Source organism: Sphingobacterium olei (genome assembly GCF_005048855.1).
Taxonomy (GTDB): Bacteria; Bacteroidota; Bacteroidia; order Sphingobacteriales; family Sphingobacteriaceae; genus Sphingobacterium; species Sphingobacterium olei.
Map to the genome: position 1 here is coordinate 431,691 of NZ_SUME01000002.1, position 24,475 is coordinate 456,165.

At 39.6% G+C, this 24,475-nt stretch carries 24 protein-coding genes and 2 tRNA genes; 12 read left to right on the forward strand and 14 right to left on the reverse strand.

Translation table 11 applies throughout. The features are described from left to right. Window positions 1-17 precede the first annotated feature (17 nt). Both FAZ15_RS06160 and pfkA read left to right on the forward strand, forming a co-directional pair. Complete coding sequence (locus FAZ15_RS06160) at window positions 18-1,721, forward strand: protein-disulfide reductase DsbD family protein (protein WP_136900437.1); 1,704 nt, start codon at window positions 18-20, stop codon at window positions 1,719-1,721. A 60-nt stretch (window positions 1,722-1,781) separates the two neighbouring features. Further along, a complete protein-coding gene (gene pfkA / locus FAZ15_RS06165) occupies window positions 1,782-2,756 on the forward strand; it encodes a 6-phosphofructokinase (protein ID WP_136900438.1) in 975 nt (324 codons plus the stop codon). Window positions 2,757-2,814: 58 nt separating this feature from the next. Here the strand turns inward: pfkA and FAZ15_RS06170 are convergent, their stop codons facing one another. The 4 genes from FAZ15_RS06170 to FAZ15_RS06185 are packed head-to-tail and all read right to left on the reverse strand — an operon-like array spanning window position 2,815 to window position 5,879. Next, window positions 2,815-3,939, reverse strand: a complete 1,125-nt coding sequence (locus FAZ15_RS06170) for a redoxin domain-containing protein (protein ID WP_136900439.1) — start codon at window positions 3,937-3,939, stop codon at window positions 2,815-2,817. A gap of 34 nt (window positions 3,940-3,973) precedes the next feature. Then, window positions 3,974-4,801: a TPM domain-containing protein gene (locus FAZ15_RS06175; RefSeq protein WP_136900440.1), complete on the reverse strand. Its 828-nt coding sequence runs from the start codon at window positions 4,799-4,801 to the stop codon at window positions 3,974-3,976. Window positions 4,802-4,808: 7 nt separating this feature from the next. After that, window positions 4,809-5,243, reverse strand: a complete 435-nt coding sequence (locus FAZ15_RS06180; protein ID WP_136900441.1) for a TPM domain-containing protein — start codon at window positions 5,241-5,243, stop codon at window positions 4,809-4,811. Window positions 5,244-5,300: 57 nt separating this feature from the next. After that, complete coding sequence (locus FAZ15_RS06185) at window positions 5,301-5,879, reverse strand: LemA family protein (RefSeq protein ID WP_136900442.1); 579 nt, start codon at window positions 5,877-5,879, stop codon at window positions 5,301-5,303. Window positions 5,880-6,016: 137 nt separating this feature from the next. On the opposite strand from FAZ15_RS06185, the gene FAZ15_RS06190 reads away from it, so the two are divergent. After that, window positions 6,017-7,558 carry an NAD(P)/FAD-dependent oxidoreductase gene (locus FAZ15_RS06190; protein WP_136900443.1) on the forward strand — a complete coding sequence of 514 codons (1,542 nt, stop codon included), beginning with the start codon at window positions 6,017-6,019 and terminating at the stop codon, window positions 7,556-7,558. Between the two features lie 274 nt (window positions 7,559-7,832). Further along, window positions 7,833-7,905 (forward strand) — tRNA-Gly (locus FAZ15_RS06195). A gap of 60 nt (window positions 7,906-7,965) precedes the next feature. Here the strand turns inward: FAZ15_RS06195 and FAZ15_RS06200 are convergent. Then, window positions 7,966-8,037, reverse strand: a tRNA-Arg gene (locus tag FAZ15_RS06200). 202 nt (window positions 8,038-8,239) lie between these two features. On the opposite strand from FAZ15_RS06200, the gene FAZ15_RS06205 reads away from it, so the two are divergent. The 6 genes from FAZ15_RS06205 (at window position 8,240) to FAZ15_RS06230 (ending at window position 14,272) form a co-directional block, all read left to right on the forward strand. Continuing rightward, window positions 8,240-8,872 carry a peroxiredoxin gene (locus tag FAZ15_RS06205; RefSeq protein ID WP_136900444.1) on the forward strand — a complete coding sequence of 211 codons (633 nt, stop codon included), beginning with the start codon at window positions 8,240-8,242 and terminating at the stop codon, window positions 8,870-8,872. Between the two features lie 55 nt (window positions 8,873-8,927). After that, window positions 8,928-9,242, forward strand: a complete 315-nt coding sequence (locus FAZ15_RS06210) for a thioredoxin family protein (protein ID WP_136900445.1) — start codon at window positions 8,928-8,930, stop codon at window positions 9,240-9,242. After that, a complete protein-coding gene (locus FAZ15_RS06215) occupies window positions 9,223-9,480 on the forward strand; it encodes a DUF6952 family protein (protein ID WP_136900446.1) in 258 nt (85 codons plus the stop codon). Before FAZ15_RS06210 ends, FAZ15_RS06215 begins: the two co-directional genes overlap by 20 nt. Before the next feature lie 258 nt (window positions 9,481-9,738). Continuing rightward, window positions 9,739-12,165, forward strand: a complete 2,427-nt coding sequence (locus FAZ15_RS06220; RefSeq protein ID WP_136900447.1) for a PIG-L family deacetylase — start codon at window positions 9,739-9,741, stop codon at window positions 12,163-12,165. Between the two features lie 94 nt (window positions 12,166-12,259). After that, window positions 12,260-12,457 carry a hypothetical protein gene (locus FAZ15_RS06225; protein ID WP_136900448.1) on the forward strand — a complete coding sequence of 66 codons (198 nt, stop codon included), beginning with the start codon at window positions 12,260-12,262 and terminating at the stop codon, window positions 12,455-12,457. Between the two features lie 105 nt (window positions 12,458-12,562). Then, window positions 12,563-14,272 (forward strand): sodium:solute symporter, encoded by a 1,710-nt coding sequence (locus FAZ15_RS06230; RefSeq protein WP_136900449.1) that lies wholly within the window; start codon window positions 12,563-12,565, stop codon window positions 14,270-14,272. Here FAZ15_RS06230 and FAZ15_RS06235 read toward each other — a convergent pair. The 8 genes from FAZ15_RS06235 to FAZ15_RS06270 all read right to left on the reverse strand — a co-directional run bounded on the left by FAZ15_RS06235 (window position 14,269) and on the right by FAZ15_RS06270 (window position 20,293). Beyond that, on the reverse strand, window positions 14,269-15,198 hold the full coding sequence (locus FAZ15_RS06235) for an N-acetylmuramoyl-L-alanine amidase (protein ID WP_136900450.1): 930 nt from the start codon (window positions 15,196-15,198) through the stop codon (window positions 14,269-14,271). The genes FAZ15_RS06230 and FAZ15_RS06235 overlap by 4 nt on opposite strands. 15 nt (window positions 15,199-15,213) lie before the next feature. Next, window positions 15,214-16,230 (reverse strand): DUF3078 domain-containing protein, encoded by a 1,017-nt coding sequence (locus FAZ15_RS06240; RefSeq protein ID WP_136900451.1) that lies wholly within the window; start codon window positions 16,228-16,230, stop codon window positions 15,214-15,216. A gap of 10 nt (window positions 16,231-16,240) precedes the next feature. After that, window positions 16,241-16,939 (reverse strand): hypothetical protein, encoded by a 699-nt coding sequence (locus tag FAZ15_RS06245; protein WP_238387168.1) that lies wholly within the window; start codon window positions 16,937-16,939, stop codon window positions 16,241-16,243. Window positions 16,940-17,053: 114 nt separating this feature from the next. Beyond that, a complete protein-coding gene (locus FAZ15_RS06250) occupies window positions 17,054-17,890 on the reverse strand; it encodes a glucosaminidase domain-containing protein (protein ID WP_136900453.1) in 837 nt (278 codons plus the stop codon). A 21-nt stretch (window positions 17,891-17,911) separates the two neighbouring features. Next, window positions 17,912-18,418: a glucosaminidase domain-containing protein gene (locus tag FAZ15_RS06255; protein WP_136900454.1), complete on the reverse strand. Its 507-nt coding sequence runs from the start codon at window positions 18,416-18,418 to the stop codon at window positions 17,912-17,914. A gap of 22 nt (window positions 18,419-18,440) precedes the next feature. Beyond that, entirely contained in the window at window positions 18,441-19,076 is a 636-nt protein-coding gene (locus FAZ15_RS06260; RefSeq protein ID WP_136900455.1) for an O-methyltransferase, read from the reverse strand. A 154-nt stretch (window positions 19,077-19,230) separates the two neighbouring features. Beyond that, a complete protein-coding gene (gene folE, locus FAZ15_RS06265; RefSeq protein WP_136900456.1) occupies window positions 19,231-19,860 on the reverse strand; it encodes a GTP cyclohydrolase I FolE in 630 nt (209 codons plus the stop codon). 19 nt (window positions 19,861-19,879) lie between these two features. Next, window positions 19,880-20,293 (reverse strand): 6-pyruvoyl trahydropterin synthase family protein, encoded by a 414-nt coding sequence (locus FAZ15_RS06270; protein WP_136900457.1) that lies wholly within the window; start codon window positions 20,291-20,293, stop codon window positions 19,880-19,882. A gap of 59 nt (window positions 20,294-20,352) precedes the next feature. Here FAZ15_RS06270 and mqnB point away from each other — a divergent pair, with 59 nt between their 5' ends. Continuing rightward, complete coding sequence (mqnB, locus tag FAZ15_RS06275; protein WP_136900458.1) at window positions 20,353-20,976, forward strand: futalosine hydrolase; 624 nt, start codon at window positions 20,353-20,355, stop codon at window positions 20,974-20,976. 124 nt (window positions 20,977-21,100) lie between these two features. After that, entirely contained in the window at window positions 21,101-22,087 is a 987-nt protein-coding gene (locus tag FAZ15_RS06280) for a pyruvate dehydrogenase complex E1 component subunit beta (protein ID WP_136818824.1), read from the forward strand. Window positions 22,088-22,158: 71 nt separating this feature from the next. On the opposite strand, the gene FAZ15_RS06285 is transcribed toward FAZ15_RS06280, so the two are convergent. Beyond that, entirely contained in the window at window positions 22,159-24,438 is a 2,280-nt protein-coding gene (locus FAZ15_RS06285; protein ID WP_136900459.1) for a DUF5703 domain-containing protein, read from the reverse strand. Window positions 24,439-24,475 lie beyond the last annotated feature (37 nt).

The following is a 24,475-nucleotide window of genomic DNA, read 5'->3' on the forward strand; positions in this document are numbered from 1 at the left end:
AAGTCAATACAATACATATGAAAATTTACAAGTACCTTCTGTTACTTACATTAACAATATTCGCTTTTTCATTTACTTTCTCGTTCGCTCAAGAAGACACGCTCCTCTCTTTCGATGACATCGAATTTACGGATGGTACAGTTTCCGACACCAGTTCCCTGGTAGCAGTTCCAGAAGACATCGTTTTTTCGGACGGTACAGATAGCATCCATCAAGATGATGCAAATGCAGAAGCAGAAACAATTACATTGGAAAACACAGACAAAAAAAATGAATCTCTTTGGGGTATTTTTATAGCCGGTTTGATTGGCGGCTTTGCTGCGTTTTTGATGCCCTGCATTTTCCCAATGGTGCCTTTGACGGTCAGTTTTTTTACAAAAAAATCGGGCAGCAAAGCTCAAGCAGTAACACAAGCCTTGTTATATGGTATATTTATCATCGTTATCTATGTTGCGTTGGGGATGCTTATTACTATAGCCTTTGGCGCAGAAGCCATGAATCAGATCTCCACCAATGGGGTATTCAACTTCCTATTCTTTCTGCTTCTTGTCATTTTCGCAGCATCTTTTTTTGGCGCTTTTGAAATTACACTGCCGAGTTCTTTCGTTAATAAAATAGATTCCAATTCAGATAAAGGCGGGTTGTTAGGTCTATTTTTTATGTCAGCCAGTCTCGCTGTAGTATCTTTTTCCTGTACAGGCCCTATCATAGGAACGTTATTGGTTGAAGCCGCTACAAAAGGTGAACGTTTAGGACCTGCAATCGGCATGTTTGGTTTTTCATTGGCTTTGGCCATTCCATTTGTATTATTTGCGATGTTTCCCTCCATGCTCAAATCATTACCCAAATCGGGAGGTTGGTTGAATAATGTAAAAGTTGTTTTGGGATTCCTGGAACTGGCATTAGCATTGAAATTCCTATCAAATGTAGATTTAGCCTACAATTGGCAATTGCTGGATCGGGAGGTTTTCCTCTCCCTTTGGATTGTGATATTTGGCTTAATGGGTTTATACTTAATCGGTAAAATCAGATTTGCACATGATAGTCCCTTATCATATTTATCAGTTCCACGCACTATGCTAGCTATTATTGTATTCTCATTTGTCGTGTACATGGTCCCCGGACTATGGGGAGCACCATTGAGATCAATAGCCGCCTTCCTACCTCCGATCGGCACACAGGATTTTGATGTGTCTGCAGGTGTCGGAACAGGCAGCAATCATAATGCGGATGCGGTTAACAGGAAACATTACACCCATTTCCATAGTCGGACTACCATAAAGGGATTTGATCCCTATTACGACTACGATGAAGCGTTAGCTGCGGCACAAAGTCAGCAAAAACCTTTGTTGATAGACTTTACGGGATGGACCTGTGTAAATTGCCGTAAAATGGAAGCGGATGTATGGTCAAATCAGAAGGTTAAAGACCTCATCAACAACGAGTTCATTTTGGTGGAATTGTATGTAGATGAGCATGATCTAAAACTTCCAGAGTCAGAACAATATATATCACCTCAAACCGGAAAAAAAATAAATACAGTTGGAAAAAAGAATACGGATTTCCAAATTACTCAATTTCGTAGTAATTCGCAGCCTCTATATGCCATCGTAGACAATAAGGGAGAACTTCTGATTCCCTCCAGCGGAGCAAATTACGATATTGAAAAATATGCGGAATACCTGCAATCTGGAGTCGATGCCTATAAAGCGGCGAAATAATTATAAAAACCGATTATAATTGTATTGCATATAAAAGCAAATTTATCTAAGTTTGAACATATGACTAAAATAAAAAATATAGCAGTTTTAACATCAGGAGGAGATGCGCCGGGCATGAACGCGGGCATCCGTGCTGTGGTAAGAACAGGAATATATCACGGATTAAATGTTTTTGGAGTAAAAAGAGGATATGATGGATTGGTAAATGGAGAAATAATTGCCATGGATGCCAAATCCGTTGCCAATATCATCCAACGTGGCGGTACGGTATTGAAAACAGCAAGAAGCGAAGAGTTTAAAACTTACGAAGGTCGTAAGCAAGCATACGAAAATACTAAAAAACTGAATATCGACGCCCTTGTGGTAATTGGTGGCGATGGCACTTTTACAGGGGCATCTAAGTTCATTGAAGAATTTGACATTCCAATAATGGGTATGCCGGGTACGATCGATAACGATCTAGCGGGCACCGACTTCACCATTGGTTACGATACCGCGATCAATACTGTAGTAGACGCCGTAGACAAAATTAGAGATACGGCAGAATCTCATGACCGTCTATTTGTTGTTGAAGTGATGGGTCGTGACTCTGGCTTAATTGCCTTACGGTCTGGTATTAGCACGGGAGCAGAAGCTGTTCTTATTCCGGAATTGGAAGTAGATTACGATGCAATTATGAAGCGGCTTGATAAATCACGCAAAAACAAATCTTCACGCATCATCATCGTTGCCGAAGGGGATAAAGAAGGAGGGTTAGTCGTAGCCGAAAAAATCACATCGAACTTTCCACACTACGATGTGAGGGTATCCATATTAGGACACATTCAGCGTGGTGGCAAACCCACCTGTATGGATCGTGTCCTGGCAAGTCGTTTAGGTGTTGCGGCAGTAGAAGGTCTATTAGAAGGTCGACGTGGTGAGATGGCAGGATTAATATGTGGCAATGTACAGTTCACTCCTTTCAATAAGGCTATAAAACACATCAACAAAATAAATACTAATCTGACACGAATAGTAGAGATTCTATCGTTATAAAAAACAAAAGGGCTTTAAAAATTTTAAAGCCCTTTTGTTTTTTATGTCTATATCAGGGTTAATTTAGTAATTCAGCCAACTTTTCTTCCAAAGCTGCCCCCCTCAAATTGGAAGCAACAATTTTCCCTTCTTGATCCAACAGATAGTTTTGAGGGATGCCACGAATAGAATACAATTTTACCACGTCGGATTGCCAGCCTTTAAGATCAGATACCTGTGGCCACTGTGCTAATTCATCATCTGCAATGGCTTTCATCCAGGCATCTTTTTTACCCGGATTATCCAAAGAGACACCCAAAATTGTAAAACCTTTATCTTTGTATTTGTTATAGGCCGCCACAACAACCGGGTTCTCATGTCTACATGGTCCACACCAGCTTGCCCAAAAATCGACTAGTACATATTTTCCGCGTAACGATGAAAGAGATAAATCATTCCCGCTTGTATCCGGCAATGTAAAGTCCGGAGCTGTAGCGCCTACTGCTAACTTACGCATACCCTCAATCTTTTCTGTGATCGATTTTCCTTTAGCGGAATTTTTAAGATCGGCAGACAAATTTTGAAATGCGGGTTCAAAGCTTGCTATAGTAGCAGGAGTAAGCATTTCATCCACCAAGTTTAAGGAAATATAGCTTTTCGGGTTATCCTTTATAAATTGCTCATTTAATGAACTTTGTAATTTATATAATTCCTGTGCTCGACCTTGCAGTTCTGCAATATATGCCTCATCTTCCTTTTTCTCTGATGAAGCCGCTGCATATTCGGTATTAAGTGCTTTGAAACCTTCTTCTACCTGCTTCAGTTGCACTTTATAAACAGTCATTTCTTCATTAAGCGCATTACCTGAAATCGCAGCATTTTTGAGGTCTGCTCCTGTTACGTTAATAACACCTTTAGAAAGATACAACGAATTAACATCTGGATTTTGCAACTCGCGAAGCGGAAGTCCCTCTGGAGAAAGAATCAAATAAGCTTGCGTAGGTTCTTGTACCGTTCCGTTAAATTTAAACTCACCATTCGCAATATTAGCCGAATCTATTAACCGCTGGCCCTTATCAGCATATTGCATATATACCTTAGCAGGTGAGTTAAAAGATCCTATCTTCCCTTTTATCGTATAGTCTTCCTGAGCAAATAATAGAGACGGTACTAAAGCCGCTCCCAATAAAATTAAATTCTTCATATTATTTAACTGTAATTTTTCATTATTTATTGTGTTACCATCGGCCACTTGCTCCACCGCCTCCGAAGCCACCGCCTCCAAAACCGCCAAAGCCACCACTTCCGCCGCCGAAACCTCCGCCCCCAAAACCACCTGATCCACCGGACCGACCGCCTCCACCAGCTAATCCATGTAACAAAGCCCACCAAAATAGATCGGAAGAGCCTTTACCATTCATCATACGGCCACCTTTATTCTTCCCGCCGCCACCTCCTTTAGAGATAAGTGCGATAATGACAAAAATAATAATAACAAGCAAAAAGCCACCACCTTTTCCACGAGAATCCCCTCTTGCCTTCGGATCTGCCTTATATTCACCTTTGGTATAAGCAATTATCGAACTCGTTGCCGAATTTAAACCATCGTAATAGGCATTCCGACGAAAATTCGGTTTAATATCATTTTCAATGATCCGGAATGCAATTGCATCGGGTACAGCACCCTCAATGCCATATCCAGTCTGAATGGTAACGGCACGATCCCCGAGAGCAGCTAGAACCATAATCCCATTATCATATTTTGATTGCCCCACACCCCACTTTTGAGCTAACCGTACCGCATAGTCGGCTATATCGTATCCATTGGTAGAATTTATTAAAACTACCGCGATCTGAATAGATGTACTATCTTCAAAAGCGAGAAGTTTCAGCTCTAAATCATTTATTTCACTACTGCTTAACGTATTGGTGAAATCGCTTACCAAGCTATTCGGTGCGGACGGTAAATCCTGACCGAATAAAGGAGTAGCATGTAATCCGATAAAAAATAGTATAGTAAATAAAGTCCTGATCCTAATAGTAACGGCTATAAAAGTTGTTCTCATTATGCAATTAGTGCTTTCCAAAATATATATCGTTAGGGAGTTCGTTAATATCATCCTCTTGTCGAGGGAAAAATTGCTGTAGCTGATCCCCAGCTTCGTGGATACCGTCAATGAGACCATTTACATAATCTCCGTTGCGAAAAAATGAAACCATTTTTTCCTTCGTACTTTCCCAAAAATCATGTTGCACATATTGATCAATACCAGCATCTCCTATGATCGCAAATTGATGATCCGCTACGGCAAGATAAATGAGCACACCATTCCGAAGTGTGGTCTTATGCATTTCCAGTTCCTCGAAATACGCTTTTGCCTTGGTAATAGGATCCACGTCACCTACGATATTCTCTACTACTACCCGGATTTCGCCAGATGTTTTGTTTTCAGCCAAACTAATGGCATGAACTACCTTTTCTTGTTCCTCTGCGCTTAATACTGCCATTTTTATTCCTGATTCTCCTTGGCTTTATCTTTCTTCTAAACTATATATTTTTTTATCCTAGAATGAAACTGTCGGTGCCTTATCAGCCCCCTCAGTCGCTGCAAATGTACCTTTAGCCTTAAAACCAAAAACACCAGCCATGATGTTATTTGGGAAACTTCTAACCGTCGTATTGTAATCTTGAACTGCTTCATTATACGCTCTACGTTCTACAGAGATACGGTTTTCAGTACCCTCTAGCTGTGCCTGCAATTCCTGGAAATTCGAATTAGCTTTCAAATCAGGATAAGCTTCCACACTCACCAATAATCGACCGATGGATTGAGATAGTGCATCTTGCGTTTGTTGATAATTTGCAATCGCTTCTTCTGATAAATTAGAAGGATCTACTGTTACCGAAGTAGCTTTAGCACGTGCCTCTACAACTGCTGTTAGCGTGTTTTCTTCATGTTGAGCAGCCCCTTTTACGGTAGAAACCAAATTGGGAATCAAATCTGCACGCCGCTGGTATGCATTTTCCACCTGGGCCCATTTTCCTTTTACATTTTCGTCTTTTGAAACCATCGTGTTGTAACCACAGGAACTAAAAGAAAGGGCTGTAAATAACCCCGCTAAAACGACTAATAATCTTTTCATGTTTAATTTTTCAAACTATATTTCCCTAAAAATACAAATAAAAGTTAAGACAATGCAAATGCTAAACACTGTTTATCCTAAATTTTAACTTAATTATTACCTTTGTACGTTTTGGGATAAATACCCACCAGCTACTCATGCAAAAAGAAATAGAATTAGCGATTGCTCCTGATTTCATCAATGACGAAACATACATTATAGAACAAGGTGCCCGAAAATTAAAGGTTGACAAAAAACGAATTAGAGGCCTCCATATCCGAAAAAGATCTATAGATGCGCGGAGTCGTCAAGTGGTCTATCGCATACGTATTATTTTTTTTATTGATGAAAACGTCGCTGTAAATGTATTCAAAAGTAACCTCAAAAAAGTTAAAGATGCTAAACCTGTTATTATCATCGGTGCAGGCCCCGCAGGACTTTTTGCTGCATACCGTTGTATAGAACGGGGATTAAAACCTATTGTAATAGAGCGAGGTAAGCCCGTACAGGAACGGAGAAGAGATCTGGCAAAAATAAATCGAGAGGGTTTCGTAAATCCTGAATCCAATTATTGTTTTGGTGAAGGCGGTGCCGGAACATATTCCGATGGCAAACTATACACACGTTCAAATAAACGTGGTGATGTACATAAAGTATTATCCATATTTGTCGAACATGGAGCGACACCAGATATATTAGTAGATGCACGCCCTCACATCGGCACAAATAAATTGCCCCACATTATTGAAGATATGCGTTTACTTATCATCGAAATGGGCGGTGAAGTGCACTTTGACACCAAAGTGATCGATATTAATGAAGCCTTCGGCAATGTGCAGGGTGTAAAGACAAACAGGGGTCAAACTATCAATGCCGAATATGTAATTGTGGCAACCGGACATTCTGCAAGGGATATATTTGAACTATTTCGTCAAAAAAAATGGCTATTAGAAGCGAAGTCCTTTGCCTTAGGTGTGCGCATTGAGCACCCTCAGGAAATCATTGACAATGCACAATACCATTGTGTTGCACGCCACGAAAATCTACCCCCTGCTTACTACAGCCTGGTAGAACAAGTGAATAGCAGAGGGGTATTCTCGTTTTGTATGTGTCCCGGTGGAATTATTGCCCCCTGTGCAACAGACGACGGAGAGATCGTTGTAAACGGATGGTCACCTTCCAAACGTAACAATCCACATGCTAACTCCGGAACAGTCATCCAAATCAATATAGAGGACATTCCGAATGCTGCTAACAACCCGTTTGCCCTATTGGAATTTCAACGGCAGATAGAACAAAAAGCTTTTCAAATTGGAGGAGGTAAGTTAGTCGCTCCAGGACAGCGAATGGTAGATTTTGTTGAAAATAGGATTTCTAATAATTTGCCCTCCAATTCATACAAGCCAGGTACCCGCTCAGCAGATCTAAAAGAAGTTCTTCCTGGCTTTGTACATGATGCCTTAAGAGGAGCTCTACCAATTTTTGGCAAGAAGATGCATGGATATTATACAAATGAAGCCATCTTAGTAGGTGTAGAATCCCGCACATCTTCGCCTATCCGTATTCCCCGAGATAAAGACACCCTACAACACCCACAAGTCCGTGGCTTATATCCGTGTGCAGAAGGCGCAGGGTATGCCGGAGGCATTGTATCTGCCGCAATTGATGGAATCAATTGCGTGGACGCGATACAACTTTAACTTTCCGGTACCCCTTATATTCAACACACGACAAAGAACCGAACCAAGTTATATTTTTATATGGTATTTATAGGGGAATAACAGGGTGTTTATAGGGGTATTACATGGGTAAAACCATATAATATCCCTATAAATATTATTTTATATACATATATATATCTAGTTAATAAATAAGTTAGTCGTGTATTGATCAGCAGAAAGAGTAAGGACTGTCTAATTTTTAAAATACCTATTGACAGATAGCAAACGATATTGTAACTTTGTAGCACAATCAGCGAAAGTAGCTCAGTTGGTAGAGCACAACCTTGCCAAGGTTGGGGTCGCGAGTTCGAATCTCGTCTTTCGCTCACAAAAAAGCCTTCGAAAATTTCGAAGGCTTTTTTGTGAGCTATAATTAAACCTTTTAGTAGCCCCGAGCAGAATCGAACTGCTATCAAATGTTTAGGAAACATCTATTCTATCCGTTGAACTACGGGGCCATTTTCTGCATACAAAGATTTCAAAAATTACGACCAATAACAACAACTATTTTTATTTATTTCGAAAATTACGATAATAAATTTTGACTATAAATATACTATAAAAAATATAGATAACAACGATATCCCATTGAGATTTTTGATATCTAATTATCATATTTATGAGTACTTTTGTGGCACAATTAAGAAAAAGAAAATAACTATGAGTTTTACAGGTAAAAATTTCCCAAACATTACAGTAAGTGCAATCGATTATTTAGGTGACAACCTATCAATCAACATTTTTGAGAAAGCTCAACAAGAAAACAAAAAAGTCGTATTATTCTGGTATCCAAAAGATTTTACTTTTGTATGCCCTACAGAATTACACGCGTTCCAAGAGGCTACGGCCGAATTCGAAAAGCGTAATACAATCGTTATAGGTGCTTCTTGTGACTCTAATGAGGTACACTTTGCTTGGTTAAATACAGCTAAAGACAACGGCGGAATTGAAGGTGTTGAATACCCTATCCTAGCAGATACTAACCGCAACTTGTCCAGTATCTTAGGGATTTTAGACGTGAAGGAAATAGAACACCCAGAGTTTGGTACTATTGCCGAAGGTGATGCAGTGTCTTACCGTGCAACCTACTTAATCGACGAAACGGGGAAAGTATTCCACGAATCAGTAAATGATATGCCCCTAGGTCGTAACGTAAAAGAATATATCCGTCTTATCGATGCATATACGCATGTACAACAACATGGTGAGGTATGTCCAGCAAACTGGGAAGAAGGTAAAGACGCTATGAATGCAACCCGCGAAGGAGTAGCTTCATACTTGTCAATGAATTAATTAAATACACTATCAAGGGGGGATCGTCCTACCCCCCTTTACCAAAAATATTATCATGTTAAAAGAATTAGAGAACGACTCGTTACAAGAGGCTGTAAGTAGCGGCGATACGGTAATGGTACAATATTCTGCGTCATGGTGTGGTAATTGCCGCATTATGAAACCAAAATTCAAGAAACTAGCAACGGAGAATGAGCAAATCTCTTTTATCATCGTCGATGCAGAAAAATTTCCTGAGTCAAGAAAATTAGCTAACGTAAATAATCTGCCCACCTTTGCTGCCTTTAAAAATGGCCAATTGGTGAATCAAGTGCAAACGAACAAAATAGAAGGATTAATAGATTTATTAAATGAAGTTACCAGTAATTAAGCACCTAACCGATTTTATTGAACAAAATGATGTCGACTACGTGTTAGAAACTATCGAGACATTAGAAGCTTTGACAGAAGTGTCATCTTTAAAAGACGAGGAGCTCGACGTTATTGGTGAAATGATTTCGAACATGTATGGTGCCGTAGAGGTAGATAAACTGATAAAAGAGGGCACACCTAAAAAAGAAGCGTTGAATTCCTTCATGAAACGTGTATTAGGATCTATAGATAAATAAGCATTTGTTCATAACTTATTTTGTGTGGAAAATTTTTTTTAACAGTTGTACCATTATATTATTCTTTTTATAGTACTTTTACTATAGTTGAAAGGTTACTCCCTTAAAGCTGGTGAGTTTGAACTGAACATGCATTTAATACCACTACATTAGAAGCATCACTGTTTTAAGACAAAAAAGATTTTTAATTGTTGGTAAAAGGAATCAAAAGTAAATTTTGATTCCTTTTATTATTTTTGAGAAGTCATCAAAGTCATTATGAGATTAGAATATTTAAGTTTAATACTGTGTATGCTATTCGGCATGCATATATCTGTCGCTCAACACACTTCCCTATCTTCTTCGGAGATCAAGTTAAAACTTGAAAAATTAAATATATTAGGCTCCGTTCTCTATTTTGCGGCACATCCTGATGACGAAAACACCAAGCTTATCGCTTACCTAGCGCAAGATAGAAAATATAAAACAGGATACTTATCCTTGACAAGAGGCGATGGTGGCCAAAACCTCATTGGCACAGAACAAGGTATTGAACTTGGGTTAATCCGTACACAAGAGTTGCTCGCCGCTCGGAAAATTGACAAAGGAGAGCAATTTTTCACCTCTGCTTATGACTTCGGATTTTCCAAAACGCATCAAGAAACTTTCGACTTCTGGGATAAAGAAACTGTTCTTAGAGAAGCAGTCTATATTATTCGCAAGCTAAGGCCGGATGTGATCATCACCCGTTTCCCTCCCGACGAACGAGGTGGCCACGGTCATCATCAGGCTTCCGCGATACTCGCACACGAGGCCTATTTAGCCGCGGCGGACGACAGCAAATACCCTGACCAATTTACTACCGTAAAACCGTGGAAGGCCAAACGTTTGGTCTGGAACACGGCCAACTTTGGAGGAATGAATAACACTTCTGAAGATCAACTATCGATCGACATTGGAAACTATAACCCCTTGATAGGGATATCTTACGGAGAAATATCTGCAAAAAGTCGCTCCCAACACAAAAGTCAGGGATTCGGCTCAGCTTCAAGTAGGGGGAAAAGTATTGAATATTTTGAGCATGTAGCAGGAGAAGAAGCGAAACAAGATCTCTTTGACGGAATACTCACCTCATGGGATAGAGTACCAAAATCAACCGGTATTGAGCAATTAATAAACAAGATAAACACACAATTTAATTCCAATCATCCGGAGAACTCCATAAATGATTTAATCCTCTTGTTAAAAGACATCCAAAAGGTTGAAGACAACTATTGGGTAGCCGAAAAATCAAGTGAGATCAAAGAATTAATACTGGCTTGTGCGGGTATCTGGATAGATGCAACAACACCTAAGACACGATATGTGGCCGGAGAAACGGTTCCTGTAACGCTTGAGGCCATCGTAAGACGTCCTAATGTCGCAGTAGAGATTCTTTCGGGACAGCAGACAGCGAGTTTAAAAACAAATGAACTGTGGAAAGAATCCCAGAATGTGACCTGGGATTATACCACACAGCCCTATTGGTTGGCCAGTCCACATACGCTTGGGAAATTTGATGTTAAAGTAGAAGATGTCGGCTATCCGGAGAATAAAAACCGTCCAACTGTTACGTTCCATTTCCAAATCAACAATCAGGAAATCGACATTGATCAACAGGTCCGTTTTCGTTTTGTAGACCCGGTAAGGGGAGAGTTGTATCACCCAATTGCGATCATGCCCGACCTAACGGCTAAACCAAGTCTTACTTCGGTATTGTCGAAAAATGGGGAGTCTCAATCGGTCGAATTAACTTTTGAAAACCACCATCCGTCTAAAAAGGAATACCACATTACTGTTAACCATCCTATCGGCTGGGCTGTGGACCAGCAGAGAATTTTGTTAGATTTTAATGAATCAGACATCATCTCCAAAACATTTACCCTCCAACCTAACGGCGATAATCGTCTAGATACAACTGATTATCTATTCTTCTCCGAAAATGGGGAAACGATATCGGATTCCAAATTCATTCAGTACGATCACATTCCGAATATTTCCTGGTTTCCGCCTGTAAAGATCGTATTGAAAAAGGTAGATCTTATAAATCCAATAAAAAGGGTAGGGTATATCCATGGAGCCGGAGATTTAATCCCGCAATCGCTTTCGGCAATCGGAATCGATGTAACGGTGCTAAATTCAAATCAAATCACCAGTGCTCACTTAACACAATTCGACGCCGTAGTTCTAGGCGTGCGCATATTTAATGTCAATGTAAATAGTTCACGAATTCTATCTGAATTATTAGATTACACTAAAAATGGAGGAACGGTATTGATACAATATAATGTCAATAGCCGTCTTCAAACCAGCAATCTAGGGCCCTATCCTTTTAACATCACCCGAAATCGTGTTACGGAAGAAAATGCACAGGTTCATTTTGACAAAAATGATCCAGCACTTAATTTTCCAAATAGGCTAACGGACGCCGATTTCGAAGGATGGATACAAGAAAGAGGCTTATACTTCGCAGATAATATAGACAAAAACTACCGTACTCCGCTCGTAATGAATGACAAGAATGAAGTGCCTAATAAAGGTTCTTTGCTAATTGCAAAATATGGCGAGGGCAAATTTGTGTATACTTCTGTATCATTTTTCAGACAATTACCGGCCGGAGTCCCCGGAGCTTACAGATTATTTGTAAATTTACTGACTAAAGAATAGCATACTACATCTTCTCGATAAAATAAATTCAAAGGCAGAGGAGAAATCAATATATTTGCATTTTATAAAAAGCAAATATCTTTAAGTTTATAATATGGAAAATCAAGTAACTGAAACTAAATCTTTGAACGTAAAAAGTTTAATCTTATTAATAGGAGTAATATTTGGTGCTTTAATATCTTTCGCCGCGAATGATACCTTCTTAAGTATTATCGGTGGAGCTGTGGTAGGATTGATTATTGCTATTTTATTCAACTCGTATATATTACCGCAAAAACCGCATGACAGGTAAAGGATTACCACCATTCATACGTAGCTGGCGACAATTCTATATTCTAGTTGTAGCTTGGCTCGTCGTGTGTATCTTATTCATGTATCTGTTTACCCTATACTATTCATGAGTACTATTGACTGGATAGTACTCTTTATTACGTTACTTTTGATTATTCTTTTCGGAATATTCAAAAGCAGAAATATCAAAAATATTGACGGTTATCTACTGGGAAACCGTTCTTTACCTTGGTACAATGTAGGTTTTTCCGTGATGGCCACTCAAGCTAGCGCCATTACATTTTTGTCCGCACCGGGTTTAGCCTACTCTTCCGGGATGAGTTTCGTACAATTCTATTTCGGTTTACCACTAGCGATGATCGTACTCTGTATTACCTTTGTCCCCATATTTCATCGGCTTAAAGTATACACCGCTTACGAGTTTCTAGAAAAACGATTTGATATCAAAACCCGATCACTTACAGCGGCATTATTCTTAATCCAACGTGGCATATCTACAGGTATCACCATCTTCGCGCCTTCCATTATATTGTCTACCATCTTACATATTGATGTAACATATACCACCTTGGTTATCGGGAGCATGGTGGTGTTATATACGGTCTATGGGGGGACAAAAGCGGTCTCTTATACGCAACTCTTGCAGATGGCTATCATATTTAGCGGCTTACTTGCAGCAGGATTTACGGTCATACACTTATTACCGGCTGATATTGGGTTAAAGGAAGCACTTCATATTGCTGGGAAATCGGGCAAAACGAACGCCATTGATTTTACATTCGATCTGAGCAATCAATATACGGTATGGACTGGGTTAATTGGAGGCTTTTTCTTGCAACTGTCTTATTTTGGAACCGATCAAAGCCAAGTAGGACGATACCTCACCGGTTCTTCTATTCGCGACAGTAGACTAGGCTTATTGATGAATGGTCTGTTGAAAGTGCCCATGCAATTCTGCATTCTATTAATTGGGATTCTCGTATTTGCCTATTATCAATATCATACTCCACCGATTTTTTTCAATGAGCTGGAAACAGACAAATTGCTCAAAAGCGAATATAAAAACGAGTATAATGCGATATTAGAGACTCATCAGAAATTAAGCGCTGAAAAAACGGCTGTTATTCATGAGCTAACCAAAGGTGTCAATCAGGATAATGAAGGACAAGTAGATGCAAGCAGAGAAAAACTCGCTCAGCTCAATGAAGCGGGGACACAATTAAGGGAGCAGGTCATCACGTTAATAAAGAAAAACGACGCCACTGCGGAAACGAACGATAACAATTATATCTTTTTATCCTTTATCACCTCTACATTTCCCAAAGGATTTATCGGTCTTCTCATTGCTATTATTTTTCTGGCGTCCATGGGAGCCACCGCAAGCGCGATTAACTCCTTGGCTTCGACTACCGTGATCGATATTTATAAACGCTTCGTTAACAAAAATGGCTCGGAAACAAACTATTTAAGGGCGTCACGACTATTTACACTTTTGTGGGGTATATTTACGGTGATCATTGCTTTGTATGCCAGCAAACTAGGCAACCTACTCGAAGCAGTAAATATTCTAGGGTCTCTCTTCTATGGTACTATTCTTGGTATTTTTCTAGTTGCCTTCTATTTCAAGCGTATAAAGGGGCAGGCGGTCTTTTGGGCAGCCCTTTTATCCGAGGCAGTTGTTGTCACGATATGGAAATTAGATGTCATTGCTTTTTTATGGCTCAACGTAATCGGTTGTGTTGCGGTGATCCTTATAGGTTTATTCCTACAATCTATTTGGAAACAACGGAATTTTCAACAAGCAGAAACAGATTAATAGTATCTCTTATAGATATTGTATAAAACGGTTCTGTCATAGGCCGTCAGAATTCCGTTCACTTCTTTAATAATAAATTTGCGTTTAAAAGCCCTAATAGCCGCCTCCTCGTTACTGACATCGTATCCAATTATCTTGAGTGCATCAACGGGGTTGAAGTTAAAAGGAGGCTGAATCAAAAAACTTTCGTCATACCAAACACCAAATCCTCTTTCTGCCAATAATTTCCAGGGAAAAAACACATTCGGATCGTCTTTTCTAGTGGGAGCAATATCTGCATGTCCGATGAAGTTAGTGTGCGGAATAGTATATTTTGTCTTCAAGGTATCAAGCAACAGCAGTAATGAATTGATCTGAGGATCAGGAAAGGGTTCCCTTCCATTATTATCCAGCTCTATTCCTATAGACATGGAATTCATATCCGTGATTTGGCCCCACTTAGATCGTCCTGCATGCCATGCCCGCTCATAATCGTTGAGCATCTGTACAACTCGTCCATCACGACCGATAACATAGTGCGCACTTACTTTCGAATGCTCTACCTGAAATGTGCGGATGGTCTGTGTGATACTATTTTGGGAAGTATGGTGAATAATGACAAAATTGGGTTTACGCAAATCATAATGAATGGCGCTAGTCCAATCCGCGCCCTTGTGTATCCCTGTTCTTTTTTGTTCTTGTACCTTTTCTTCCGGAGTTAATATACGTTCCGAAAACCTTTGATCTAATGGCAATGTGTCTACAGAGGGCTTCAAGATCACTATTGGAGAGTCCAATGTTAAATTTACCGCGGGAACAAAGGTATCCAGTCTGCCGAGTATATCCACAGGCTTTATAATCGACGCAGACTGTAAAATCTGCTTTTTTGTTCCGCACCCCACCAAACTGAGAACAAATACCAATACACAAAGCAAGTTTAATTTCATTCCTCCGTCGTCATGTTATTTAGGCAAATTGTAAATAATACCCAAGGACAATGCCTGGCTAAACTGCACCTTAGCTTTGTCTTCTCCCTCAACAATATAACCGCTATCATATAAAACTATCCCCCCTAAACTTACATTCACCAAATTGGTAACTTTTGCCGTAAGCGTAGCATCTAGTCGATGATCGGGATCCCCTATATCCTTATAGTCAGCAAATAAATTATAACGTGATTTTAGATTAAGGTTTTTTGATAAATTTCTATCCAAATTAGCTGTAATCTGGAAGGCCAAGTCATTTTTGAAATTCTTCCCTCCTTCAACACCAAATCTTTCTTTTTCCCCTTCAAGAGGCTTTAATCTATTATCCAAAATTAACGTCTGTCTGGCTGTACCCGTGCCTAAACGCAAAGAAAAGGTATTGTCCGGCTTGTACTCTAAACCAAAAGACTCTGTAAAATATCCCGGTGCCATAAAATTACTGGTAATGGTATCAATAACTTCAATAACCTCTTCACCTTCGGTTCTCTTTGTATATCTATATCCCGCATCAAATTGCGATTCGAACGTAAAAGAAAAATACAACGCCCAACTTTTCGCCAATTTATAGGCTAATTTATTATCCCAAAAGATCCGGTCATTATTCTTTTTAGCTAGCTGATCTTTATTCTTGATCTTACCGTATCGTAAATCGATCTCAGAAACAAAATTGAAATTATCTCTAGTATAATCTGACTTATGCCATATATTCCCTCCTAAAGAGACTGAGTTAACCCCTCCGGCACTCCAATTATCACTAAAAGAAGCTTGGTTCGCGTTGATACCAAACTTTGTCCAATGCTTCCAATAGTTTACTTCCAAATTTAGCTTTGGAATAGGTACATTAATCGGGTTGATCTTTAAGCCCTTAGTCGTATCGCTGTCTGCGATATTTGCATCCGGCTTTTCCCGCAGATCTTTCAGATTCACTTGAGCAATTGATGCGAAGCTACAAACGCTCAGTAAAAAAAATAGAAGTAAAGATGTATGCTTCATAAATGGTGTTTTATTTTTCATCGATCAAATGTATGGGTAATTTTGGTAAAGGTCTATAATTTGGATTTAATTTAAACGTTTCATACTTACTTTTAATATATTCTGTCATTTGGTAATGCCCTGCTGTTTTTGCAAAAAAGTAGGACGGTCGGTACCGCAGCATAAAATTATCTAATAAAGTACCTTCTAGCCCCGTAACACTTGTAACAATTTCCTTGGTAAACCGTTGATCGATTACATTTTCTTCATATTCCTTTTGAAAAAATTTCGTCAATCTGCGAGCATTTTTACCTTCCTTACTAAGCAAATTGTACACCGCGTTTATGCTAAGCCCCGCTCCGTTCTGACCCACAGAAAAAATATCGCCCGGATCGGCCAATTTATACGCTTTATCATAGTCTTTACGTCGTTGGGCCAGGATCTCTTCCGGAGACTTTTTACCTGTCACCGTTACGGGGTCAATGTAAATCGTCGCTCGCTTCAGATAAAACAAAAGTACCTTCTGCCCTTCGTAAACCAAGGTATCGCTATAATAATTTTCTTTGCTCGCAATTAAATAATCTCCCATTCTCACATGGATACCAAATTCGCCTCGCAAATTGTTGAATACGTTCTCTCCTGTACGGGCATTGATAATCAAGACTTTACCGATACGCTGTTTGGTATCTGCATCAAAACCAATCCCCTCCACCCTTTCTTGCGAACTCACGCAAAAAGGCAGAAGAAACAAAACGAGTAAAAGTTTGATTTTCGCTCTTAACATCACAAATGTAAAACTACATTTTTGATTAGTTATTTATCTACAATTTAACAACTTTTAAAGCTATTTAGAAATTACCAACAATTGTCCCACCGAAAGGTTATCGGATCCCATTGCATTCAACTGTTTGATTTGATCCACAGAGACATTATAGCGCGTACTCAGCGAATACAAGGTCTCAGAAGCCTTTACTTCGTGAATAACCATCGCAACAGGAGACTTTATTTTTTCTGTTTGTACAGGCGGTGCAGTATCCGTCTTGACTTCAATGATACTGACGACTTTCTCTTCTCGCTCTTCTTTCTCTACATGCGATTCAGCACGATCATATTGGTGTAACTGATAGCGCTCTATCAGATCAATCAACAGTTCAGGGTAACGAGGATTTGTAGCATATCCAGCATCTTTCAAACCCCGTGCCCAGCCTTTATAATCATCTTTATCCAAGGTAAAGAGCTTTTCATATCGCTTCCTAAGCAAAAATTGAGAATGATCTCTAAAAGATTCTTCGGGGTCACCGTATACCCTAAAACAATCATTAGGATTATCATCATCTCTAGCGATACTTTTCCCATTCCACACTCCACCACATTTAATACCGAAATGATTATTCGCCTCCCGGGCAAGGTAGCTGTTACCATTGCCGGATTCCAGCAAAGCTTGTGCTAATTTGATACTAGCAGGGATGCCGTATTGGTTCATTTCGCGTATCGCGATGTTCTTGTACTGATCGATATAGGTTAGACCCGAAATAGACGTCGGTTTTGTCTTTTTATTTGTGTTTACCGTTCCGGTATGTCCGTCGTTTCTGTCATTCGGATTCCTCAGAACAGTTCCTCGCTTACTCGCACAGGAACTTAACAGAAGTGCAAAGATTAATATAGCTAGATATGATTTCATCGAATACGAAGATACGCGATTCTACTTGATTTTTAAATCATACTGATCAAGATCATACCGATTGATCGTAGATAATACCCTACTTTTCCAATCTCCACTGACCGAATATCCCGAACGGGCAATACCCGCTATCCAAGATTGGTAATCTGTGGAAGAGCGACTTTCGAATAAGGATTGGGTGGCTTTCTTTCTTTTTAATAAAGCTACGAAATCGCGGTAAGAAGATAGTACAGATTCATATCCTTTATAAGCAGAACGAATCACCGAGCTGCTGTTTTGACCTTTGATTCCGAAGTGATTGTTTAAGTGTTTTGCAATTTTACTATTCCCGTAAGCACTTTCATGAATAGCTACTGCTAAAATCACAGATGCTGGCACACCTGTTTCTCGCATAAGTTGTTGTGCAACGTCCTTGTATTCATCAATATAACTCGAAGGTGAAAATTTCTTCTGACCAAAAGTCATTGTAATTGACGACAGGCACAATACAATTAACAGCAACATCCTGCTGCATAACGATTTTTGCATATCCTTTTTTTTAATTCAACAATTACTTTTTGCGTAACACAAAAAGTCCATCTCTGATTGGCAAAATCAATTTTTCAACCCGTATATCCTTTGCCAATGTACTATTTAAATCAACAATCCGCTGGGTTTGTGCATCTGGCATTTCGTCAAAAACCTTGCCTTTCCACAGCACATTATCAATTAAGATTAACCCGCCCGGAGGCACACGGTCAATCAACATATCGAAATAAATTAAATTCCTCTTTTTATCCGCATCTATAAATACCAAGTCGAAATCGCCTTCAATCGTAGGGATTACACTCCCGGCATCTCCTATGTGGTATTTGATATTCCTGGCATATCCCGATTCCAAAAAGTAGCCGGAAATACGCTCCTCCTGCTCTTCATTGATGTCTATCGTGTGTAATACACCTCCCTGCTTTAACCCCTCCGCTAAACATAACGTCGCATACCCCGTAAAAGTACCTATCTCCAAAATTTGCTTGGGCGAGACCAATTTACTCAGCATCGAAAGCACTCGTCCTTGATAATGCCCAGATAGCATATGGGGCATAGTTTCTTTCAGATAAGTCTCCCTATTTATCCTTCTCAACAATGCGTTTTCGTCATCGCAGGTCAGCTCTAAATAAGAATTTATTTGATCTTCATTTTGAAACATACCTGCAAATGTACTGAACTTATTTTATATCGTGTATATTCTGATGATTTCGGGATGACAATTCCACAGGTATTGGATTCAATTGCAAACAAAAAAAAGCCTCTATTTAGACTAAAATAGAGGCTTTTTACGTAGAAAGAATAATTTCAACGCGTTAATCTAACGAGGCAGTAATCAGTCTCAGAAACTCCGATCGTGTAACATCATTTTGAAAAGCACCGGTAAAAGCCGAAGTTGTCGTCACCGAGTTTTGCTTCTGCACACCTCGCATGGCCATACACATATGTTTACATTCGATCACTACTGCTACTCCTGCAGGGTTCAATGTTTGCTGGATACAATCGCGGATCTCATTCGTGAGGCGTTCTTGTACCTGTAGACGACGAGCGTAGATATCCACCACCCGTGGAATCTTGCTTAAACCAACAATATGACCGTTAGGGATATAGGCGATATGGGCTTTACCAAAAAACGGCAACATGTGATGTTCACACATGGAATATACCTCAATATCCTTAACCACCACCATTTGGCTATATTCTTCTTCAAACATCGCACCTCTCAATACTTCTGCCGCATCGATATCATAACCGTGCGTCAAAAACTGCAATGCTTTTGCCACGCGTTCCGGTGTTTTGAGAAGACCTTCCCGATTTGGATCTTCGCCTAATGCTTCTAAAATATCTCTATAGTGATTTGCTACACGTTCCACGTGTTGTGTATTGTACTGGTCTATCTTAACATAGCCATCTAATTCTTCATTGAAATCCGTAGGATTACTCATTTCTAATTGATTTTTATAATTATTCGCCGTAATATTCGACGGCGTTATTTTCTGTTTCGTGTAATCTAACACAGTGTAACTGGACGCCTTCCGCTTCAAAAAACGGTTTGAGTACATGGAATATCTCCATGCCAATTACTTCTGTAGACGCCATCTTGCCTTGCATGAAATCTACATCCAAATTGACATTTTTATGGTCTAATTTCTCAATAACATGCAAATTGATTATCTTTTTCATTACCTTCAGGTCGATCAAAAAACCAGTCTTGGGATTAATTTCGCCTTTTACGGTAACAAATAGCTCGTAATTATGTCCATGCCAATTGGGGTTCGAACAGTTACCAAATGTTTCCTCATTCTTTTCCAAAGACCATTCTTCACGATGCAACTTATGCGCCGCACTGAATCGTTCTCTTCTTGTAATGTATACCATAATGCAAAGATAATCCTAAAAAACTATATTTTAGCACTTCAAATCCATTACTCTATAATATGACTATATTAATAGTAGCTGCTACAAAAGACGAAATTCTTCCTAGCATTCCTTTGTTGGAAAAAAGAAACATCCCCTATTTAATAACGGGGGTCGGAATGGTTGCTACAGCCTACCACCTTGGACAAGAGCTCCTTAAAAATAAATACGATCTTATTCTCAACGTTGGGATAGCTGGGGCGTTCGGCAACAATAAAAATATCGGAGATGTGATTTATATCAGTAAAGATAGCATTGCTGAATTGGGCGCAGAAGATGGCCAGCAGTTTTTATCCTTGGAAGAATTGGGATTTGGAACTTCTTCTTGGAGTGGCGTTATTCCGTCCAACATTGTTCTGGATCTACCGCAAGCGGAGGCGATAAGTGTCAACACCATACACGGCAACGAAAAAAGTATCCTGAAAATTAGAAACCGACTACCTCAAATAGAAATCGAAAGCATGGAGGGAGCAGCAGTATATTATGTGGCTTCGCTGGAAAATACAGCAGCAATACAGGTTAGAGCTATTTCTAACTATGTAAAAAAAAGAAATAAGACAACTTGGAATATCCCACTAGCTATCGAAAACCTCAATCTTTGGCTACAGAATTTTATCGAGAACCAGTACACAACTATTTATTAGATAGTCGCAAACGCTTATCAAAAATGACACACATCATGCTTTTTAACACCATATTCATTGCGAAATATCAATTTTAAATAGTAGTTTTGCGTATTCGACAAAAAAGACACTATTTTACAAACTGATGAGAGAAATACAATTCAGAGAAGCACTTCGTGAAGCTATGAACGAAGAAATGCGTAAAGATGAAACCATATTTTTATTAGGTGAAGAAGTTGCAGAGTATAACGGTGCTTATAAAGTAAGCCAGGGTATGCTTGATGAATTTGGAGCAAAACGTGTAATTGATACGCCAATTGCAGAATTGGGATTTGCAGGTATCGCTGTAGGTGCTGCTATGAACGGCCTGAAACCCATCGTCGAGTTCATGACATTCAACTTCTCTTTAGTAGCAATCGACCAAATAATCAATGCCGCTGCGAAGTTACGTCAAATGTCAGGCGGACAATTTTCATGTCCGATTGTATTTCGTGGACCAACAGGTAATGCAGGACAATTAGGTGCTCAACACTCACAAAACTTTGAAAACTGGTTTGCAAATACGCCCGGTCTAAAAGTAGTTATTCCTTCTAATCCATATGACGCAAAAGGTTTGTTAAAATCTTCGATCATTGATCCTGATCCAGTAATCTTCATGGAATCCGAAGTCATGTACGGTGATAAAGGAGAAGTTCCTGAAGAAGAATACTACTTACCTATTGGTAAAGCAAATGTAGTAAAAGAAGGTACTGATGTTACTGTTGTTTCTTTCGGAAAAATGGTTCCTCGCGTAGTAATTCCTGCAGTAGAAGAGTTGACCAAAGAGGGAATCAGCGTAGAATTAATCGACTTACGTTCCGTTCGTCCAATTGATTTCGATGCAATCCTGACTTCTGTTAAGAAAACTAACCGACTAGTAGTCGTAGAAGAAGCATGGCCTTTGGCATCTATCTCCTCAGAGATTGCTTTTCGTGTACAAAAAGATGCATTTGATTATTTGGATGCGCCTGTAACGCGCGTTACATCTGCAGATGTTCCGTTGGCTTATGCACCTAATTTAGTGGAAGCTTCGTTACCAAGTATTACTAAAGTAGTAAAAGCTGTTAAAGAAGTATCTTACTTGAAAAAATAAGAACTTAATTTATTATAAATAAAAGAAGGTTGATTTTTGAATTCAAAAGTCAACCTTCTTTTATTATCGTACTATTTGATAATCTTCTTGGTTCTGTTTTTCATCTCTAAGCGGATGAATTCATTTTCCTTCCATGCTCCCTCGAGGATATTGTTGTCCATGCCGTGGAGCTTAAAGTCAACATTCCATTCTTTGGGCCAGGTTGGTAAAACATATACTTCATCGCCTACTTCCTGCATTAACATCTCCTGCAACCCTATCATACCACTTCCGCCCCAGTTATGATCTGGTACCCAATCAAAACCCGGACCCCAGAATGCCGGGAATCGTCTCCCGCTATCCTCCAATTTTTTAGACAGCAAGTCTTTTGCCTCATCGATCAGACCTAGGCGGGCTGCAAAGATATTATGCTGTCTCCACCCGACATGGCTTCGAAACTTTTGCACATCTGGATCTAACAGATAGGTATTTTTTGCAATCGTTAAACTATCGCGACCGACACCGAACATATCCCAAGGAAATACGGGGTACAGTTGAGGAGACTCCGTATTATTCATCCTTTCCCACACGATCGCCGGTGCAATTAGGGCCGTCCCATTTATTTCCCGAAAGGAAATCTCCGGCAAACGATCTAAAAACTTCTTCCAAAATTCCTTTCGTTCCGTTGAAAGTAATGTTTCAGGTAATTGACTTAGCTCCGACGCCACTCTTCGTAACCCGGCCAATGTGCTATTCGGGTTATACGCCATTTTATAGGTCTCAGCAGCGGTGCCTGGATAAATAATAAGTTTGCCTTTTTCGTCCAGTGCCTTACGTCCACGCCGATTGGCTAAATACTGATAATGTTCATCAAAAAACGTTAGCGAACTTTCTATTAACGGGATATACTGTAAAATATCCTGTCGCTGATATCCGTGATACTTAAGAATCATATAGCAGAATTCCAACACATTATCCCATTGATATTCCAACCACGCATTATATTCGATCCCGGCATCAAAATTCGCAGGTCTTTTCCAACCGTACTCGGCAGGATTTGGTAACCCAAAGTTTTCCAGTTGTTCGGTAAAGCTTGCCCCTCGATGTCCCCAATATATTTTTGTTCGCAGCTCGGCATTAGTTAACAAACGGTTGTAGAACTCAAATTGAGCAGGCATCATATCCAGATCTCCGGATCGCAACATGGGCCAATAGACTAACCGTTGGTTTTGAGCTGTAAATGTGCCTCCGCCCCAATTCCGGAAGTCAGGCGTAAAGGTATAACTAGAGTCAACAAAGACCGGATCATAGGTAAATAGTCCGCCATTGAATTTCGTCGGATATTCCCCATAGGCGTTACAGGCCAGCATATACCGGAAAAGTTGATAGTTGCGCCCTATCCTAAATCCCAAGTCGGATTCATCTTTCTCATAATTAATTTTGATATGGCTTCTATTCCAAAAATCTGCCCACCAAGTTAGTGTCTTCGATTGCGCCAATTTTGTTGTCGGGTTCTGAACACGCTGCGTAACGGTAGATTTCCATCCCGCAAGCGAATCTTGCGCATTGAAAAGCGAAATTTGAAAACGATTGGATCTAGCAGATTTACTGTCGAAACGCCAATATTTAAATGCCGTATTCTGGTATTTCCCAAATCCAGTATCCTTAAACGTCAAATTTCGCAGGGCAAGAACTCCCCCAGAAATACGTTCTTTCAACGGATTAACTAAAGAATCCTTATACGCTATCAATTGTTGCTGCTCTACCACCGTGTCAAAAGCAGTTGTAGGCAGATTGTGATGGTAAAAATAAAAAAACGATGGCGCCACTTCAAACCGATCGGCCTTAGTAACTACTGTTGTCGGAGGAGCCCACTTCCATGAATTCATATTGTTTTCTCTTCCTTTTGGGAAGAGATCTTCAAATCGCCAACTCTCATAGAAAACTTCACTTTCGATTTTTTGTACCCCGTTTACATGAATGTTAATAACAGACGAATAGACATCTACCCAAAGTTTAATTTCAGTTTCCTGTCCCTTCTTTCCTCCCCGAATGAGAATATCGCCGGTTTTTAAACGCAACAGCTGACTAAAATTATCTTTCAAGGGATTTGGCGATAACCTCAAGCGGATCCGGCCCTGTTTAAGTAAGGTATTATTCTCATCAAATGAACCGCTCTGTGCCATATAAAATAAGATATCATTGTCTTCCACCCACACATTCAGACCGATATCTTTTCCCCCGAGCGGCATGGATTCAGCAGCATTTTTACTTTGGGTTGTCCACTGTATATTATATTTCTCCAGATCCGTTTGCCCAGATAGGCTTTCAGTTCCCAAAAACAACAGTAGAAATAGATATCTCAAACTCATACTTATTATTCAATTTATTCGATGTACAGAACTTCAA